Here is a 16,355-nt window from a genome sequence, read left to right as displayed (position 1 = left end):
CTTTGCCCTGTGGATAAGTCCGATCAGGGACACGACAGCACGGCACAGCGAGGGTCGACCGCCGCTCCCCCACCCGGCCGCGACCCCTGCCCTGGCACTGGTTCCCTTCCGGCCCTGGCCCTGGCCCTGGCCCTGGCCCTGGCCCTGGCCCTGGCCAGCAAGGGTCAGCCGCACTACCACTACAGCTGTGGCGGCACCCGCCCGCCAACCCCAGCCTCCGCAACCTTGGGCCCGCCGCACGCCGTCCGGCCCGAAATCCACATGCCACCCCCGCCCGGCCCCCTCTGTCAGTGGCGTCCTGTTGTATGGGAGGCATGGAGCACACGAGCAACGCGGATCTCCGGGCGGCCGCCGACGCGGTCCTCGCACGCCTCGTCGGGGACACCACCGGCGCGGCCCGGCTGCGTGAGGACCAGTGGCGGGCGATCGAGGCACTGGTCGCCGACAGACGGCGGGCCCTGGTCGTGCAGCGCACGGGGTGGGGTAAGTCCGCGGTCTACTTCGTGGCCACGTCGCTGCTGCGGGCCAGTGGCAGCGGACCGACCGTGATCGTCTCCCCGTTGCTCGCGCTGATGCGCAACCAGGTCGAGGCGGCGGCCCGTGCCGGGATCCACGCACGGACCATCAACTCCTCCAACACCGAGGAATGGGACACCATTCAGGACGAGATCGCCGCAGGCGACGTCGATGTGCTGCTGGTCTCCCCGGAACGCCTCAACAACCCGGATTTCCGCGACCAGGTCCTGCCCAAGCTGGCCGCGGCGACCGGTCTTCTCGTGGTGGACGAGGCGCACTGCATCTCGGACTGGGGCCACGACTTCCGGCCCGACTACCGGCGACTGCGCACCATGCTCTCCGACCTCCCGCCCGGCGTTCCCGTACTCGCGACGACTGCTACCGCCAACGCACGGGTGACCGCCGATGTCGCCGAGCAACTCGGCACGGGGGGCACCTCGGACGCTTTGGTGCTGCGTGGACCACTGGACCGGGACAGCCTGAGCCTGAGTGTGCTGCGACTACCGGACGCCGCGCACCGTATGGCATGGCTCGCCGACCACCTCGACGAACTACCGGGCTCGGGGATCATCTACACGCTCACGGTGGCCGCCGCCGAGGAGGTCACGGCCTTCCTGCGGCATCGCGGTCACACGGTCGCCTCGTACACCGGCAAGACGGAGAACGCCGACCGTCAGCAGGCCGAGGACGACCTGCTCGGCAACAAGGTCAAGGCCCTGGTCGCCACCTCCGCGCTGGGCATGGGCTTCGACAAGCCGGACCTCGGCTTCGTGGTGCACCTCGGTTCGCCTTCCTCTCCCATTGCCTACTACCAGCAGGTCGGCCGCGCGGGCCGCGGCGTGGAGCACGCCGAGGTGCTCCTCCTTCCAGGCCAGGAGGACGAGGCGATCTGGCAGTACTTCGCCTCGCTCGCCTTCCCCTCGGAGGACCTGGTGCGCCGTACTCTCGACGTCCTCGCGCGGGCGGAAAGGCCCCTGTCGCTGCCCGCCCTGGAGCCCTTGGTGGAGCTTCGCCGTTCCCGCCTGGAGACCATGCTCAAGGTCCTCGACGTGGACGGAGCGGTCCGGCGGGTCAAGGGCGGATGGATCGCGACCGGACAGCCATGGACGTACGAGGCCGAGCGGTACGACTGGGTCGCTCAGCAGCGCAAGGCCGAGCAGCAGGCGATGCGCGAGTACGCCTCGACGACGGGCTGCCGGATGGAGTTCCTGCAGCGTCAGCTGGACGACGAGGGGGCCAGCGCCTGCGGTCGCTGCGACAACTGCGCGGGGGCGCGCTTCACCGCTGATACTTCCCCGGTTGCGCTGGACGCCGCGCGCGTCGACCTCGGCCGGGCGGGAGTCGAGGTCGAGCCGCGCCGCATGTGGCCGACCGGTCTGCCGGCGATCGGCGTCGACCTCAAGGGACGCATCCCGGCCGGTGAACAGGCAGCTCCGGGGCGGGCGTTGGGACGACTGTCGGACATCGGCTGGGGCAACCGGCTGCGACCGATGCTCGCACCCCACGCCCCGGACGGGCCCGTGCCCGACGACGTGGCCAAGGCGGTCGTGGGTGTACTGGTCGACTGGGCGAAGGGACCGGGCGGTTGGGCCTCCGGGGCCCAGGACGCCCCACCGCGCCCGGTCGGCGTCGTCACGGTCGCCTCACGCACGCGCCCACAACTGATCAACTCACTGGGCGCACGCATCGCAGAGGTCGGCAGACTCCCACTACTGGGCTCGCTCCAATACACCGGCGAGTCACCACAGGCCTCACGGAGCAACAGCGCCCAGCGTCTCAAGGCACTGGACGGCTCGCTGACCGTGCCGCCCACCCTGGCATCGGCCCTGACCGAGACCCGGGGGCCAGTGCTGCTGGTGGACGACTTCACCGAGACCGGGTGGACCCTGGCGGTCGCGGCCCGCATGCTCCGACGCGCCGGTGCACAGGGGGTTATGCCGCTGATCCTGGCCATGCAGGGGTGATCGGCCTGGCCATGCCGGAGTGATGGTGCCGACCGTGCCGGAGTGATGGTCCTGGCCGTGCAGGTTGATCGCATGCCCGTCGCGCGCATGGCGCACGGAATACGCGCATGTCACACGGGATACCCGTCCGAGACATCCGCCCTAGACTTCCGTGCGGCACGAACCCCAGCCCACACTGGATCACGCTCGGGCCCCATGCATCAACGCCGCGCGACCTGGTGGTGCACGGTCATCCCGCGCGTCGCACGGTGACGCAGTGGGTAGGGATATAACCCGCGCACCACCAGATATCGGTCGGTGGCCCCAATTGCTCGTTGCCGCATTCAGGTTCGCCAGGAAGAATTGAAGTCCGCTCCCCGCACGGCTCGTCCGTGATCCGGTAGGGCTCTGCTGCGGTGTGCGCTCCCCCGAATCCGACCTCGCCCGCAGTGTGGGCGCGTAGCCGAAGGGAGGACCGTGACCTTCGGATTCGCTCCGTCCTCCGCGGCATCCATGTCGACGTCAGCCGACCTGTCCGCCGCATCCGCCAACCCCCTGGCCCGCATGCTCGAACCCGCGGAGTGGGCTGCCGCGGGAATCCCGCTGCTGCGCAACCCCCGCGAGGTCGTCAGCGGTCTGCACTCACGGCACCGCCCCGGGCCGGCGACCGCGATCGTGGCCGTGCTCGACGCGGACGAGCGGCTGCGGGCGAGCGCCTCCTTCACCCGCCGCCCGGCTCCGGCCGACGGCTGGATGTTCCGCAACGCGCTGCTCGCCCAGTTGCGCCGCGTCATCCCGCACGACCTGCGGCGCCGAACTCCGGTACGCACCGCGGTACTGCTCTACTGCCGCGAGGGCGACGCCCGTTGGACGGAGGAGGACGGTGCGTGGATGTGGGGACTGCGTGACGCCTGCACCCTGCACGGCCTGCGCTGCGGGGCGTACATCACGTTGACCCGTGACGGCTGGCAGGTCCTCGGCGAGGGACGCGGCGGCCGCCGGCCCAACGCCGACTCATCGCCGGAGCCCTTCGCCACATCCGAGTCGCCGCCCCCGCTGCCACGCACCGGCGGCGCGGCCTCGGAGGTCCTGCGGCGCGCGGCGGCTCGCTGAGGGCACTGACAGGAGTTCCCAGCCGGACGGCAACGGCACAGTGACGCCGTACTGAGTGCGCGACACGACGGCCCGGCTACGACGGCAAGTCCGCCGCGCCCAAGCCTCCCCCAGCACCACGAGCACCCTGCCGGGGAACCCGCCCAAAGGGACGTGGACCGCGACAGCTCACTAGATGAACCGGTCGCGCTGTTTCCCTCGCAGGCACATTCGCAACGTCGTACGCCACGCAAGTCGCGCCGGCCACGCGTCCTGACGTCCCACGGCCATGCTTCGGCAGGACGTGGGCACGCCCCGAACCAACGGAGCCTGCGCACGGCGAACGCTCCGCGTGTCCGCGCACGCTGGATGCCCCGCCGTGCGGACGCCGCCTCAGAGGCGCCTTCTCCCCGGTGTCCTGCGGAGTGTCCCCCACAGGAGCCACACGAGCCGGAACCGGCTCAGACGCCCGCGCCCAGCACCGAGTTGATGCGCTGCGGGTCGCCGCAGACGATCAGCAGGGCACCTGCCTGGCCGAGGGCCATGGGCAGGGCGGTGGCGGCAGCGGTGTCGGGACCGCCGTTGACGGCGACCACGACCACGGGACGCGCCGCGGCACGGCCCGCAACGGAGGCATCGGCGTAGAAGACATCGTCACCCGCGTCGTGCTGCGCCCAGTAGGAGCTTTCGCCGAAGGACAGCTCATGGGCGGCCCATGGGTGCAGTTCACCCGTGGTGATCACCAGCACGTCGCCAGGGGCACGACCCGACTCCAGGAGCAGGTCGACGGCTTCCTCGGCAGCGTCGAGCGCTCCCTCGGGCGAGGCCGGGATCAGCTGGATCTGCGGGGTCGCCGCAGCCGGGGCTGAGGCGGCAGGGGCAACAGGGCCCGACGGTCCGGGCTTGGCCACGGCCACGTCACGTGGCGCACGTTGCGCCGGCGGCGCGGGCCGCGGGGGCCCGGGTCGGCCGGGACGCGACGGAGCCGCGGGACGGGGGCCGGGTACGGGGCGGGGGGTCGGCGCAGTGCGGCCGCTGGCCGGAGTGGCGCGGGGACCCTGGGCACTCTCGTGAATCTGAGGCTCCTCGGGAATGAGAGGCATGAGCTGATGTTTATCAAACGCTGGTACGGCTCGCATCGGCGGGTGGCACACAAGTGCGAGCGGAATCGTCAGAAATCGAAGCCGAGCTGCCCCTCGATCTCCGGAACGCTTCCTTCCACCCAGCTGCGGACCTTCTTGAGGTGCCGCCACTGAGGCAGCGCATCAAGATACGCCCACGACAACCGGTGGTACGGGGTGGGCCCCCGCTCCGCCAGTGCGGCCTTGTGCACGGGCGATGGATACCCGGCGTTGTCCGCAAAACCGAAGTCTGCATGGTCGATACCCAGTTCGGCCATCATTTTGTCGCGCTGAACCTTGGCGATCACCGAGGCCGCCGCGACGGCCACGCACGACCGGTCCCCCTTGATCACCGTACGGACCTTCCAGGGCGTCCCGAGATAGTCGTGCTTCCCGTCGAGGATCACGGCGTCAGGGCGAACCGGCAACGTCTCCAGAGCGCGCACCGCCGCTAGCCGCAGCGCGGCCGTCATCCCGAGATCGTCGATCTCCTCCGGCGAGGCATGCCCGAGGGAGAACGAGGTCACCCACGTCCGCAACTCCTCGGCGAGCTCGGTGCGCCGTTTGACGGTGAGCAGCTTGGAGTCGGTGAGACCTGTGGGAGGCCGGCGCAGTCCGGTGACCGCCGCGCAGACGGTGACGGGGCCGGCCCAGGCACCGCGCCCGACCTCGTCGACACCGGCAATGATCTTCGCTCCGGTCATGGCTCGAAGGGAGCGCTCGACGGTGTGAGTAGGCGGTTCGTACGGCATGGCGCCCTTAGCGTACGCCGCCCGGAACCTGCTTCGACACCCTGGTTCACCGAAGCAACCTCCAGGCGGATACAGCGATGGTTCAGAGACCTGCCGGACGGAGCAGTGGAACCATCAGCTGGTCGATCATCTCCTCCAGATCCCGATCATTCCATTCGCTCGCGCACATCTTTGATCGGTACATCATCATCGCCGGAATGGCATCGAAGACGTAACTGTTCGCCGCGTCGGCTCGCACCTCTTCCCGCTCAATCCCGCGGGTGATGACCTCACGGAGCAACCTGATCGTCGGCTCCACGACACCCTCGAAGATCACCCCATGGAAGCGTTCGGCCTGGAGCCTGTCGCATTCGTGAATCACCGATCGCAGGGCGAAACCGGGGCGCGAGAACATCGCCTCTCGCGTCTGCCGGCACAGTTCGAGCAGATCCTCACGCACGCTCCCCAGGTCGGGAGCGGTCTCGAAGCTCGGCAGTCCGGCACGCAGCGCATCGGCGACGAGGTCCTCCTTGGACGGCCAGCGGCGATAGACGGCGGCCTTGCCGGTCTGGGCGCCGGCGGCGACACCCTCCATGGTGAGGCCGTTCCATCCGACGGTGCTGAGCTGTTCCAGCGCAGCATCGAGGATCGCGCGTTCGAGTACGGCGCCGCGCCGACGGAGGGAGGCCGTCCGAGCGGGGGCGGCCGTCCAGCGCGAGGTAACCATCTGAGCATCTCCAACGAACAAGGGGAGCGGGGAACCGGGGACAGGGGCGCACCGCGCGGCAACTGCGGAGGATTCAGCGCGCGATGACACCAGTAGTGAACGCTTGCGTTCACTACTGGGGACTCACTACGGTTGACGCGACAGTGAACGCGAGCGTTCACTAAGGCACTTGTGGGGGACCCATAGTGACAACCTCTCAGTTGATCAAGGACCAGAAACCAGGTGCGGCTCGCCGGGAGGGGCATCCCGGCATCGCGCTCACCGTCATCGCGGCCTGCCAACTCATGGTGGTACTCGACGCGACGATTGTGAACATTGCACTCCCGCACATTCAAGACGCGCTCAAGTTCAGCACCACCGACCTCACCTGGGTCGTCAGCGCCTACACACTCACCTTCGGCGGTCTGCTGCTTCTTGGCGGCCGCGCCGGTGACATCCTCGGCCGCCGCCGGGTGTTCATGGCCGGCATCCTGCTGTTCACCCTCGCCTCGCTGCTCGGCGGACTCGCCCAGGAGCCCTGGCAGTTGCTGGCCGCGCGCGTGCTCCAGGGGGTGGGTGGCGCGATCGCCTCGCCCACATCGCTGGCGCTGATCACCACCACGTTCCCCGAAGGCCCGGAACGCAACCGCGCGTTCGGCGTCTTCGCCGCCGTGTCCGCAGGCGGTGGCGCCATCGGTCTGCTCGCGGGCGGCATGCTCACCGAGTGGCTCGACTGGCGATGGGTGCTCTTCGTCAACGTGCCGATCGGCATCGTGATCGCTGTGCTCGCGCCGCTGTACATCAGCGAGTCCGAACGGCACAGCGGCCGCTTCGACATAGCGGGCGCACTGACCTCCACGGCGGGCATGGCATCCCTGGTCTACGGCTTCATCCGTGCGGCGGACGAGGGCTGGCGGGACAACCTGACCATCGGGTCCTTCGGCGCCGCGGTGGTCCTGCTGCTGGCCTTCGCGTTCATCGAGTCGCGGGCCAAGGAGCCCATAACCCCGCTCAGGATGTTCGCCGACCGCAACCGCTCCGGCACATATGTGATCATGCTGAGCCTGGCTGCGGCGATGTTCGGGATGTTCTTCTACATCGTGCTCTTCGTGCAGAACGTGCTGCAGTACAGCCCGATCGAGGCCGGTCTCGCCTTCCTTCCGGTGACGGTCGTGATCGGACTCGGGGCGGGCCTGTCGCAGCGCTTCCTTCCGGTACTCGGCCCCAAGCCGTTCATGCTCGTGGGCTCGGCGCTCACGGCGATCGGGCTGGCCTGGCAGACCCTGATCAGCGCCGACAGCTCGTACGTCGGCGGAGTACTCGGACCGATGCTGGTGTTCGGCTTCGGCATGGGCCTGAACTTCGTGACGCTGACGGTCACGGCGGTCTCCGGCGTCGCCCAGCACGAGGCCGGTGCCGCGTCCGGGCTGCTCAACGCCACACAGCAAGTGGGTGGTTCGCTCGGCCTGTCCATCCTGACGACGGTGTTCGGCTCGGCCAGCAAGGACGAGGCGGAGAAGCAACTGCCGAAGTTCATGGCGGAGGGATCCGCCGAGCAGAAGGCGGAGTTCGCCAAAACCCAGCAGCTGCCCGGGCCGTGGGGGCACGAGGTGCTCACGCAAGGCATCTCGACCGGCTTTGTGGCGGCCGCCGCGATGGCCGTACTCGCCCTCGCCACCGCATGGTTGGTGATCCGGGTCCGCAAGAGCGATCTGGATGCCCTCGCCGGAAACTCGGGTCCGATGGCCGGCTGAACCGGCCGGACCCGCGCAAGGCCGCGGGTGGCCGGATCGCCTCCGGGGGACCGACAGGGAGGACGACAAGCCGGCCACCCGCACCACCGCCACAGAGGGCGACATCGGACAGGCTCCGGTGACACCGGAAAGCGGAAACCCGAGCGTGGCGCCAGCGACCGCGACGAAAAGCAGGACCGACACCAACATGAGCCCCACAGCTCCACCCCCTGCGCCCGTAGTGCGTCACCTGCGCGTGCGGCCCCTGTGGTCGCACACCAACTGCCACGACAACGGCCTTGCGATTACGCAGAGTTCCCGGCAGGCACAGAAAGTTATGCTAGATTGCGACGAGGAGCGGACTCCGTCAGGGCAAAGGAATCTGCGCTACGCCGACGTCGGCATCCACGTCGGGAGTGCTTCGACACGCTCCACCCACTGGGCCGGCACCGACCCGGCCTTCCCGGAGCCGATCACTCCGCCCACGATGGCGCATGTGGTGTCCACGTCACCACCGACCTGCGCGGTAGTCCAGAAGGCCTGCTCGTAGTCGCCAAGGGCGCGCGCGGCCGACCAGAGCGCGAAGGGCACCGTGTCGTGGGCGGTGGTACGCCGCCCACAGCCCAGGACGGCCGCGACAGTGGCCGCGTCACCGTAGTCGAGCATGTCCCTCGCGCGCCGCAGGCCCGCGCCGACCGCACTCTTCGGGACGAGAGCGACGACATCGTCGAGGAGTGATTCAGGGCTCGGCGGGCCACCGGGGGCGGCGGCCAGTGCGGCAGCCGCGGCGACGGCCATGGCGCCGACGACGGCTTCGCGATGCTGATGGGTGGGATAGGCAGAGATCTCGGCCTGATGGGTCGCCTGCTCGGGGTCGTCCGCGTACCAGGCACCCAAGGGCGCGATCCGCATCGCGGCACCGTTGCCCCAGGAGCCCTGTCCGTTGAAGAGGGCGGCCGAGAGCTCGCGCCAGTCCCCGCCTTCCCGGATCAGACGCAGCAACCGGTTGACCGCAGGGCCGTAGCCACGGTCGAAGTCGTGGTGCTCGGCGAAAGAGCGGGCCAGAGCGTCCTGGTCGATGCGGTGATGGGTGGCCAGGACTGCGACCACGGAGCAGGCCATCTCCGTGTCGTCCGTCCACTGCCAGGGTCCGGACGGAAGCTCGCGACGCTTCAGCAGCGGATAGTTCGCCGGCACGAAGAACTGCGAGCCCAGTGCATCTCCCACCGCGAGCCCGCGCAGGCTGGCGAGGGCGCGGTCCAGGCGCCCTTCGGGAGAGGAGTCAGCGGTCATCGCCCTGCCACTCTATCCGGTGATCCCATACGGTTCCGGCTCTCGCCAGCGTTCGAACGGCCGGTCAAGCGTGTACTTGCCGTCGTCCCCGAGAACGAGCATCCGCATCTCCGCGTTCCCCGGGTTCGACAGCGACTCGAATTCCGCGACCGTCCAGTGGAACCAGCGCATGCAGAACAGCCGCATCGCCAGGCCATGGGTCACGAGCAGCACGTTCGGCGGATGGTCGGGGGCCTCGAAGCTGCGGTACAGGCTCTCCAGGAAGTTGCCGACCCGGTCGTACACGTCTGCGCCGGACTCGCCCTGGGCGAAGCGGTAGAAGAAGTGACCGTAGGCGTCCCGGTAGGACTTCTGGAGGCGTACGTCGTCGCGGTCCTGCCAGTTCCCCCAGTCCTGCTCACGCAGCCGGGGCTCCTCACGCACGCGTATGAGCTCGGGATCCAGGTGGAAGGCACGCAGCGTTTCGTGTGTACGCCGGTAGGGCGAGACGTAGACGCTGACGCGCTCGCGCCCGAACACCTCCCGCAGCCGTTTACCCGTCTCCTCAGCCTGCCGCCAGCCCCGCTCGGTCAGGTCCAGGGCGTGGTCGGGTTCACGCTCGTACACGGTGTCATCAACATTGCCCGTTGACTCGCCGTGCCGGACAAGGACGATGCGCCGTGGTCGTGCCATGCCAAAACCCTAGATCGGGTGACGACTCATCGAGCACTCCTACGGGCCCCATACGGCGTACGTCACACATTTCCTGCACCACGAGCCACACTGAGCGCACGACTAACGGGTCCGGAATTCAAACCGTCCAGGTCGGTTCGAGTTCCACGATGTCGCCGGTAAGCGCCGCGACGTCCGCCTCCGTCTGGGCTCGCAACGCCAGACGCTCCACGCGCTCGGTGCGGTACTTGCCGTGCTCCGCGGCCGACCGCCACATCGACAGCACCAGGAACTCATGGCCCGGCGCCTCGCCGAACAGGCCGCGGATCATGCCTGGAGAGCCGGCCATCGCCGGGTTCCAGACCTTCTCCTGCATGAGCGTGAAGTGCTCGGCGCGGTCCTCGTGGACACGGCAGTGAGCCACTCGGACGAGGTCCGCGTCGGTGAAACGCGGCTCGAACCCGGTCTTCACGTCGAAGCGGTAGTCGAAGAGCTTGACCTGTATGTCCTTGTAGGTGCCCGACTGGGCTGCCGCCAGCCTGTCGTGGGAGCGGGCCATGAAGGAGTCGTAGAAGGAACGGCTCTCCCAGAACGAGAAGACGTGCACCACCCCCTGGCGCCCCCGACTCCACCCGCCACCCTGCCCCCGAAACCCCGGCTCCCCCAGAAGCCCCGCCCATTTTCGCTGCCCCCGCTCGAAGCCGCGGCGGTCCACCACGGTGCAGCGAATCCACTTGACCAGCACCGCGCCATGGTAAGGCCACGGAGCGTGGCGTTGGTCACGCTCGGCGGGAGAGCTCCCCGGCGCACGCTCCCGCGCCCGTGGCAGGATGGACAACCGGCCTTGCCTGCTGGGCAGTTCGGGCAGAGGGCATACGCGGAACGGGGAAGGGGAAGCCTGGTGAACGCCATCAACAAGGGGATCCGGAAAGTCGAGATCTCAGTCAAATGGGACCCGAGTCCGGCTGGGCAGCCGCCCACCGACCTGGACCTCGTCGCCGCGACCTACCTGGCGAGTGATCCGTACGGCGATCCCGCCTATGTGGTGCACTTCGACAGCCGCTCTCCCGACGGCACCATCTATCTCAACCGGGACAGCAAGGACGGCAAGGGCTTCGGCTGGGACGAGGTCCTGACCGTGGAGCTCGACCGGCTCGACAGCCGGTACGCGCGCGTGCTGGTCGGAGTCGTGATCCAGCAGCGCCCCTCGACGCGCACCTTCGTCAGCGTCATCAAGCCGGCCCTGCGTATCCGCGAGGGCTACACCGTGATGGCCGAGGACGACTTCGGCGGCATCCTCGGGTCGACGGCGGCCACGGTCGCGGAGTTCGTACGCGAAGGGTCGAGCACCTGGGACTTCCATCCCGGCATCCACGGTTTCGAGGACGACCCGGTGACGTTCACGGCGACCATGGGCAGGTCCCGCCAACCCTGACGATCGCTCGCAGGCTGCGGGGACAGTACGACGAAGAGGGGCGCCGACACATGGTCGGCGCCCCTCTCGCGTGATTTTCGTCAGGGCCCCTCAAGGACTACCCGACGTTCGCGAACGAGTCCCGCGGCGTCAGCTGCAGCCGCTGGTCGAGCCGCAGCCCTCGCAGATGTAGCAGGAGCCGGCCCGCTGCATCTTCGTACCGCAGGAGAAGCACAGCGGAGCGTCCGCCTGGATGCCCAGCTGCATCTCCACCAGCTCAGCGCTGGTGTGGGCCTGCTGCGGAGCGGGCTTGGCAGCCTCGACGTCGGCCTTCGGGGTGGCGACGGCCTTCAGCTCCTGGGCGCGCGGCGCCGACTGGGCCAGGCCCTCGACGTCGACCTCGTCCTCGGACGGCTCGTACGAACCGGTCTCCAGGTGACGCTGGCGCTCCTCGGCGGAGTGGATGCCGAGCGCCGAGCGGGTCTCGAAGGGCAGGAAGTCGAGCGCCAGGCGGCGGAAGATGTAGTCGACGATCGACTGCGCCATCCGCACGTCCGGGTCGTCCGTCATACCGGCCGGCTCGAAGCGCATGTTCGTGAACTTCGAGACGTACGTCTCCAGCGGCACGCCGTACTGGAGGCCGACGGAGACCGCGATGGAGAAGGCGTCCATCATGCCCGCGAGGGTCGAGCCCTGCTTGGACATCTTCAGGAAGACCTCGCCGAGACCGTCGTCCGGGTAGGAGTTGGCGGTCATGTAGCCCTCGGCGCCGCCGACGGTGAAGGACGTGGTGATGCCGGGGCGGCCCTTCGGGAGACGCTTGCGGACCGGGCGGTACTCGACGACCTTCTCGACCGTCTCACGGATGGTGGCCTCGGCCTTCTCCGTGATCTCGGTCTTCTCCTTCTCCTTGGTCTTGGCGGAGAGCGGCTGGCCGACCTTGCAGTTGTCACGGTAGATGGCGAGCGCCTTGACGCCCAGCTTCCAGGCCTCGAAGTAGATCTCCTCGACCTCCTCGACGGTCGCCGACTCCGGCATGTTGACCGTCTTGGAGAGAGCGCCGGAGATCCAGGGCTGGATCGCCGCCATCATGCGGACGTGGCCCATCGCGGAGATGGAGCGCTCGCCCATGGCGCAGTCGAACACCTCGTAGTGCTCGTGCTTGAGACCGGGTGCGTCGACGACATTGCCGTGCTCGGCGATGTGGGCGACGATCGCCTCGATCTGCTCCTCCTGGTAGCCCAGGCGGCGCAGGGCCTGCGGGACGGTGCCGTTGACGATCTGCATCGAACCGCCGCCGACCAGCTTCTTGAACTTGACCAGCGCGAGGTCGGGCTCAAGGCCGGTGGTGTCACAGGACATCGCGAGACCGATGGTGCCGGTCGGGGCGATGACGGACGCCTGAGAGTTACGGAAACCGTTCTTCTCACCGAGACGCAGCACGTCCTGCCAGGCCTCCGTGGCGGCGGCCCAGACCGGCGTGTCCAGGTCGTCCATGCGGACGGCCACGGCGTTGGCATCGGCGTGCTGCTTCATGACCCGCAGGTGCGGCTGGGCGTTGCGGGCGTAGCCGTCGTACGCGCCGACGACCGCGGCGAGTTCGGCGGAACGCTTGTACGACGTGCCGGTCATCAGGGAGGTGATGGCACCGGCGAGGGCGCGGCCACCGTCGGAGTCGTACGCGTGGCCGGTCGCCATCAGCAGGGCGCCGAGGTTGGCGTAGCCGATGCCGAGCTGGCGGAACGCGCGCGTGTTCTCACCGATCTTCTGCGTCGGGAAGTCCGCGAAGCAGATGGAGATGTCCATCGCGGTGATGACAAGCTCGACGACCTTCGCGAAGCGCTCGACGTCGAAGGACTGGTTGCCCTTGCCGTCGTCCTTGAGGAACTTCATCAGGTTCAGCGAGGCGAGGTTGCAGGACGTGTTGTCCAGGTGCATGTACTCGCTGCAGGGGTTCGAGCCGTTGATACGGCCGGACTCCGGGCAGGTGTGCCAGTGGTTGATGGTGTCGTCGTACTGGATGCCCGGGTCGGCGCAGGCCCAGGCGGCCTCGGCCATCTTGCGGAACAGGGCCTTGGCGTCGACCTCTTCGATGACCTCGCCGGTCATCCGCGCGCGGAGGCCGAACTTGCCGCCCGCCTCGACCGCCTTCATGAACTCGTCGTTCACGCGCACGGAGTTGTTGGCGTTCTGGTACTGGACGGACGTGATGTCATCGCCGCCCAGGTCCATGTCGAAGCCCGCGTCACGCAGGGCGCGGATCTTCTCCTCTTCCTTCACCTTGGTCTCGATGAAGTCCTCGATGTCGGGGTGGTCGACGTCGAGGATGACCATCTTGGCGGCGCGGCGGGTGGCGCCGCCCGACTTGATCGTTCCTGCGGAGGCGTCGGCGCCGCGCATGAAGGAGACGGGACCGGAGGCGTTGCCGCCGGAGGACAGCAACTCCTTGGAGGAGCGGATGCGGGAGAGGTTCAGGCCGGCGCCGGAGCCGCCCTTGAAGATCATGCCCTCTTCCTTGTACCAGTCGAGGATCGACTCCATGGAGTCGTCGACGGCCAGGATGAAGCAGGCGGAGACCTGCTGCGGCTGGGGCGTACCGACGTTGAACCACACAGGGCTGTTGAAGCTGAAGATCTGGTGCAGGAGGGCGTAGGCCAACTCGTGCTCGAAGATCTCGGCGTCGGCGGGCGAGGCGAAGTACTTGTAGTCCTCGCCAGCCTTCCGATACGTCTTCACGATGCGGTCGATGAGCTGCTTCAGGCTCACCTCGCGCTGCGGGGTGCCGACAGCACCGCGGAAGTACTTGCTGGTGACGATGTTGACCGCGTTCACCGACCAGAAGTCGGGGAACTCGACGCCGCGCTGCTCGAAGTTGACCGAGCCGTCGCGCCAGTTGGTCATGACGACGTCACGGCGCTCCCAGGCCACCTCGTCGTACGGGTGCACGCCGGGGGTGGTGTGGATGCGCTCGATACGCAGTCCCTTGGCCGCCTTGGTGCCCTTGGCGCGGGAACTCCGTGCCGGACCGCTCGCCGTCTCTGTCATGCCGCCTCCCTGTACGGGCTAAAACGCCCTGAAGTGCCCCGATGTTCCCCGTGGCACGGTGTTCTGTCTGGTGTCGCGGGCGCCCTCTTCTTGCCGCCCGCAACAGGTCTTTGGTCGCCGCCGCTCGACCGGACCCGGAGTCCGAACCGGATCCGGCCCGCCCTCAGTCGGCGGCGTTGGCGGGCACGGGGACCTGTGCAGCCCCTCCGGACCCGCGGTCGTCTTCCTGGCTCCCCGCGACCGCGCCTGCGCCGTCTTCGCGGTCGCCGTCGTCCGCGGCGGGGTGTCCCATCGCCTCCCTGAGCTCCGCGATCGCGGCCTCGAAGTCATCGAGCGAGTCGAACGCCCGGTAGACGGAGGCGAATCGCAGATAGGCGACGAGGTCGAGCTCCTGCAACGGGCCGAGTATGGCCAGCCCCACGTCGTGGGTGGTCAGCTCGGCGCTTCCGGTGGCCCGCACCGCCTCCTCGACCCGCTGGCCGAGCTGCGCGAGCGCGTCCTCGGTGACAGGTCGTCCCTGACATGCCTTGCGCACGCCGTTGATGACCTTGGTACGGCTGAATGGCTCGGTGACTCCGGACCGCTTGATCACCATCAGTGAGCAGGTCTCCACGGTCGTGAAACGACGGGAGCAATCAGGACACTGGCGGCGCCTGCGGATCGACGTGCCGTCGTCGGTCGTACGGCTGTCGACGACGCGGCTGTCGGGGTGCCTGCAGAAGGGGCAGTGCATACTTCCAACCCTCCTCACAGCAGACTCAATAGCCTCGCTGGGCCTCATGGGCCCCTCGAAGCAGCCCCAAGCATAGGCGATCTCCGAGCGTCCGAAGACCCGGGGGACCACAACTTCTGGGCCGCTGCCGCAATCCAACCACTACATGTGGGGATTGGCTCATACACCCACGCTGTACGCGCGTGTCGCGACTGGATGGCCACGCGCCGTACAGCCACGCCGACGCACCGCACACCTGAGCGCACAGCTGTATCGCCGCGACACATACGGAGATACGGTGAGCGCCACACGGAGGGGACGTGGGACTCCCGCACAGATGGGGGTCGGTCACCGTCTGAACTGATGCCGGATGGCAGACTGGGGCAACAACCCACGAGGTCGTCACCCCGGCGGTGAAGAGTACAACAATGGGCCCTTTTGCCCGCCGGGCACCGCGTCAGCCATACACCCAGACTCATGATCACGTCTGAAGATTCGCGATTTTTCACTCGAACGTGTGTTTGGCGCAACCTTTCGAAAGCAACTACCGTTGTGCAGCAGGGAGACCATCGAGAGGGGCCGACGTGACCACCACCGCAGACAGCGCCACCATCACTGCCCAGGACCGCTCCCAGGGCCGACTCGAGCCGGTGCATGCGATGAACGAAGCCATGAATCCCGAGGGACACAAGCGGTCCCTCCCGGGCCGACCTCCGGGCATCCGGGCGGACAGCTCGGGGCTCACCGACCGACAGCGCCGTGTGATCGAGGTCATCAGGGATTCGGTGCAGCGGCGTGGCTACCCGCCGTCGATGCGGGAGATCGGCCAGGCGGTCGGCCTGTCCAGCACATCCTCGGTCGCGCACCAGCTGATGGCGCTGGAGCGCAAGGGCTTCCTCCGCCGAGACCCGCACCGACCACGCGCATACGAGGTGCGCGGCTCCGACCAGGCCGCCGTGCAGCCCACGGACACCACTGGAAAGCCCGCAGCGTCGTACGTCCCGCTGGTCGGCCGCATCGCCGCCGGTGGCCCGATCCTCGCGGAGGAGTCGGTTGAGGACGTCTTCCCTCTTCCCCGGCAGCTGGTCGGCGACGGCGAACTATTCGTCCTGAAGGTCGTCGGCGACTCGATGATCGAGGCCGCGATCTGCGACGGCGACTGGGTGACGGTCCGGCGCCAGCCGGTCGCCGAGAACGGAGACATCGTGGCCGCGATGCTCGACGGCGAGGCCACGGTCAAGCGTTTCAAGCGCGAGGACGGCCACGTCTGGCTGCTCCCGCACAACTCCGCGTACGAGCCGATCCCCGGTGACGATGCGACCATCCTGGGCAAGGTGGTGGCAGTGCTGCGGCGCGTGTGACGGCTGCGGCGGGCGAAGCGGAAGAGCGTCGCCCCCT

Annotated in this window: 13 protein-coding genes; 5 read left to right on the top strand and 8 right to left on the bottom strand. The window is 68.4% G+C overall.

Annotation, left to right across the window (positions count from 1 at the left end; all coding sequences use genetic code 11):
- The first annotated feature begins 314 nt into the window (after positions 1-314).
- Positions 315-2,480, top strand: a complete 2,166-nt coding sequence (locus ACIREI_RS39140) for a RecQ family ATP-dependent DNA helicase (RefSeq protein WP_403343716.1) — start codon at positions 315-317, stop codon at positions 2,478-2,480.
- A gap of 456 nt (positions 2,481-2,936) precedes the next feature.
- Positions 2,937-3,572: a hypothetical protein gene (locus ACIREI_RS39135; protein ID WP_403343713.1), complete on the top strand. Its 636-nt coding sequence runs from the start codon at positions 2,937-2,939 to the stop codon at positions 3,570-3,572.
- Between the two features lie 440 nt (positions 3,573-4,012).
- On the opposite strand, the gene ACIREI_RS39130 is transcribed toward ACIREI_RS39135, so the two are convergent.
- The 3 genes from ACIREI_RS39130 to ACIREI_RS39120 form a co-directional block, all read right to left on the bottom strand.
- The gene (locus ACIREI_RS39130; protein WP_403343711.1) at positions 4,013-4,654 is read right to left on the bottom strand and encodes a hypothetical protein; all 642 of its coding nucleotides are present in this window, start codon (positions 4,652-4,654) and stop codon (positions 4,013-4,015) included.
- 68 nt (positions 4,655-4,722) lie between these two features.
- Complete coding sequence (locus ACIREI_RS39125; protein ID WP_403343709.1) at positions 4,723-5,424, bottom strand: ribonuclease HII; 702 nt, start codon at positions 5,422-5,424, stop codon at positions 4,723-4,725.
- Between the two features lie 82 nt (positions 5,425-5,506).
- Complete coding sequence (locus ACIREI_RS39120) at positions 5,507-6,130, bottom strand: TetR/AcrR family transcriptional regulator (protein WP_403343980.1); 624 nt, start codon at positions 6,128-6,130, stop codon at positions 5,507-5,509.
- Positions 6,131-6,315: 185 nt separating this feature from the next.
- Here ACIREI_RS39120 and ACIREI_RS39115 point away from each other — a divergent pair, with 185 nt between their 5' ends.
- Complete coding sequence (locus ACIREI_RS39115; protein WP_403343706.1) at positions 6,316-7,863, top strand: MFS transporter; 1,548 nt, start codon at positions 6,316-6,318, stop codon at positions 7,861-7,863.
- A 366-nt stretch (positions 7,864-8,229) separates the two neighbouring features.
- Here the strand turns inward: ACIREI_RS39115 and ACIREI_RS39110 are convergent, their stop codons facing one another.
- From ACIREI_RS39110 to ACIREI_RS39100, 3 genes are all read right to left on the bottom strand, one after another.
- On the bottom strand, positions 8,230-9,135 hold the full coding sequence (locus ACIREI_RS39110; RefSeq protein WP_403343703.1) for an ADP-ribosylglycohydrolase family protein: 906 nt from the start codon (positions 9,133-9,135) through the stop codon (positions 8,230-8,232).
- Between the two features lie 12 nt (positions 9,136-9,147).
- A complete protein-coding gene (locus ACIREI_RS39105) occupies positions 9,148-9,807 on the bottom strand; it encodes a histidine phosphatase family protein (RefSeq protein WP_403343700.1) in 660 nt (219 codons plus the stop codon).
- Between the two features lie 118 nt (positions 9,808-9,925).
- Positions 9,926-10,531, bottom strand: coding sequence for a YdbC family protein (locus tag ACIREI_RS39100; RefSeq protein ID WP_403343697.1), 606 nt, complete (start codon positions 10,529-10,531; stop codon positions 9,926-9,928).
- Between the two features lie 156 nt (positions 10,532-10,687).
- Between ACIREI_RS39100 and ACIREI_RS39095 the strand changes: the two genes are divergently transcribed.
- On the top strand, positions 10,688-11,221 hold the full coding sequence (locus ACIREI_RS39095) for a TerD family protein (RefSeq protein WP_403343694.1): 534 nt from the start codon (positions 10,688-10,690) through the stop codon (positions 11,219-11,221).
- Between the two features lie 129 nt (positions 11,222-11,350).
- On the opposite strand, the gene ACIREI_RS39090 is transcribed toward ACIREI_RS39095, so the two are convergent.
- Both ACIREI_RS39090 and nrdR read right to left on the bottom strand, forming a co-directional pair.
- Positions 11,351-14,245 (bottom strand): vitamin B12-dependent ribonucleotide reductase, encoded by a 2,895-nt coding sequence (locus ACIREI_RS39090; protein ID WP_403343692.1) that lies wholly within the window; start codon positions 14,243-14,245, stop codon positions 11,351-11,353.
- A 163-nt stretch (positions 14,246-14,408) separates the two neighbouring features.
- The gene (gene nrdR, locus ACIREI_RS39085; RefSeq protein WP_403343689.1) at positions 14,409-14,978 is read right to left on the bottom strand and encodes a transcriptional regulator NrdR; all 570 of its coding nucleotides are present in this window, start codon (positions 14,976-14,978) and stop codon (positions 14,409-14,411) included.
- 563 nt (positions 14,979-15,541) lie between these two features.
- Between nrdR and lexA the strand changes: the two genes are divergently transcribed.
- A complete protein-coding gene (lexA, locus tag ACIREI_RS39080) occupies positions 15,542-16,318 on the top strand; it encodes a transcriptional repressor LexA (RefSeq protein ID WP_128430851.1) in 777 nt (258 codons plus the stop codon).
- Positions 16,319-16,355: the final 37 nt, after the last annotated feature.

This window comes from Streptomyces sp. NPDC093591, assembly GCF_044764885.1.
In the GTDB taxonomy this organism is placed as follows: domain Bacteria; phylum Actinomycetota; class Actinomycetes; order Streptomycetales; family Streptomycetaceae; genus Streptomyces.
Note: the sequence above shows the minus strand (reverse complement) of the source record. Positions and strands in the feature narration are given on the sequence as shown.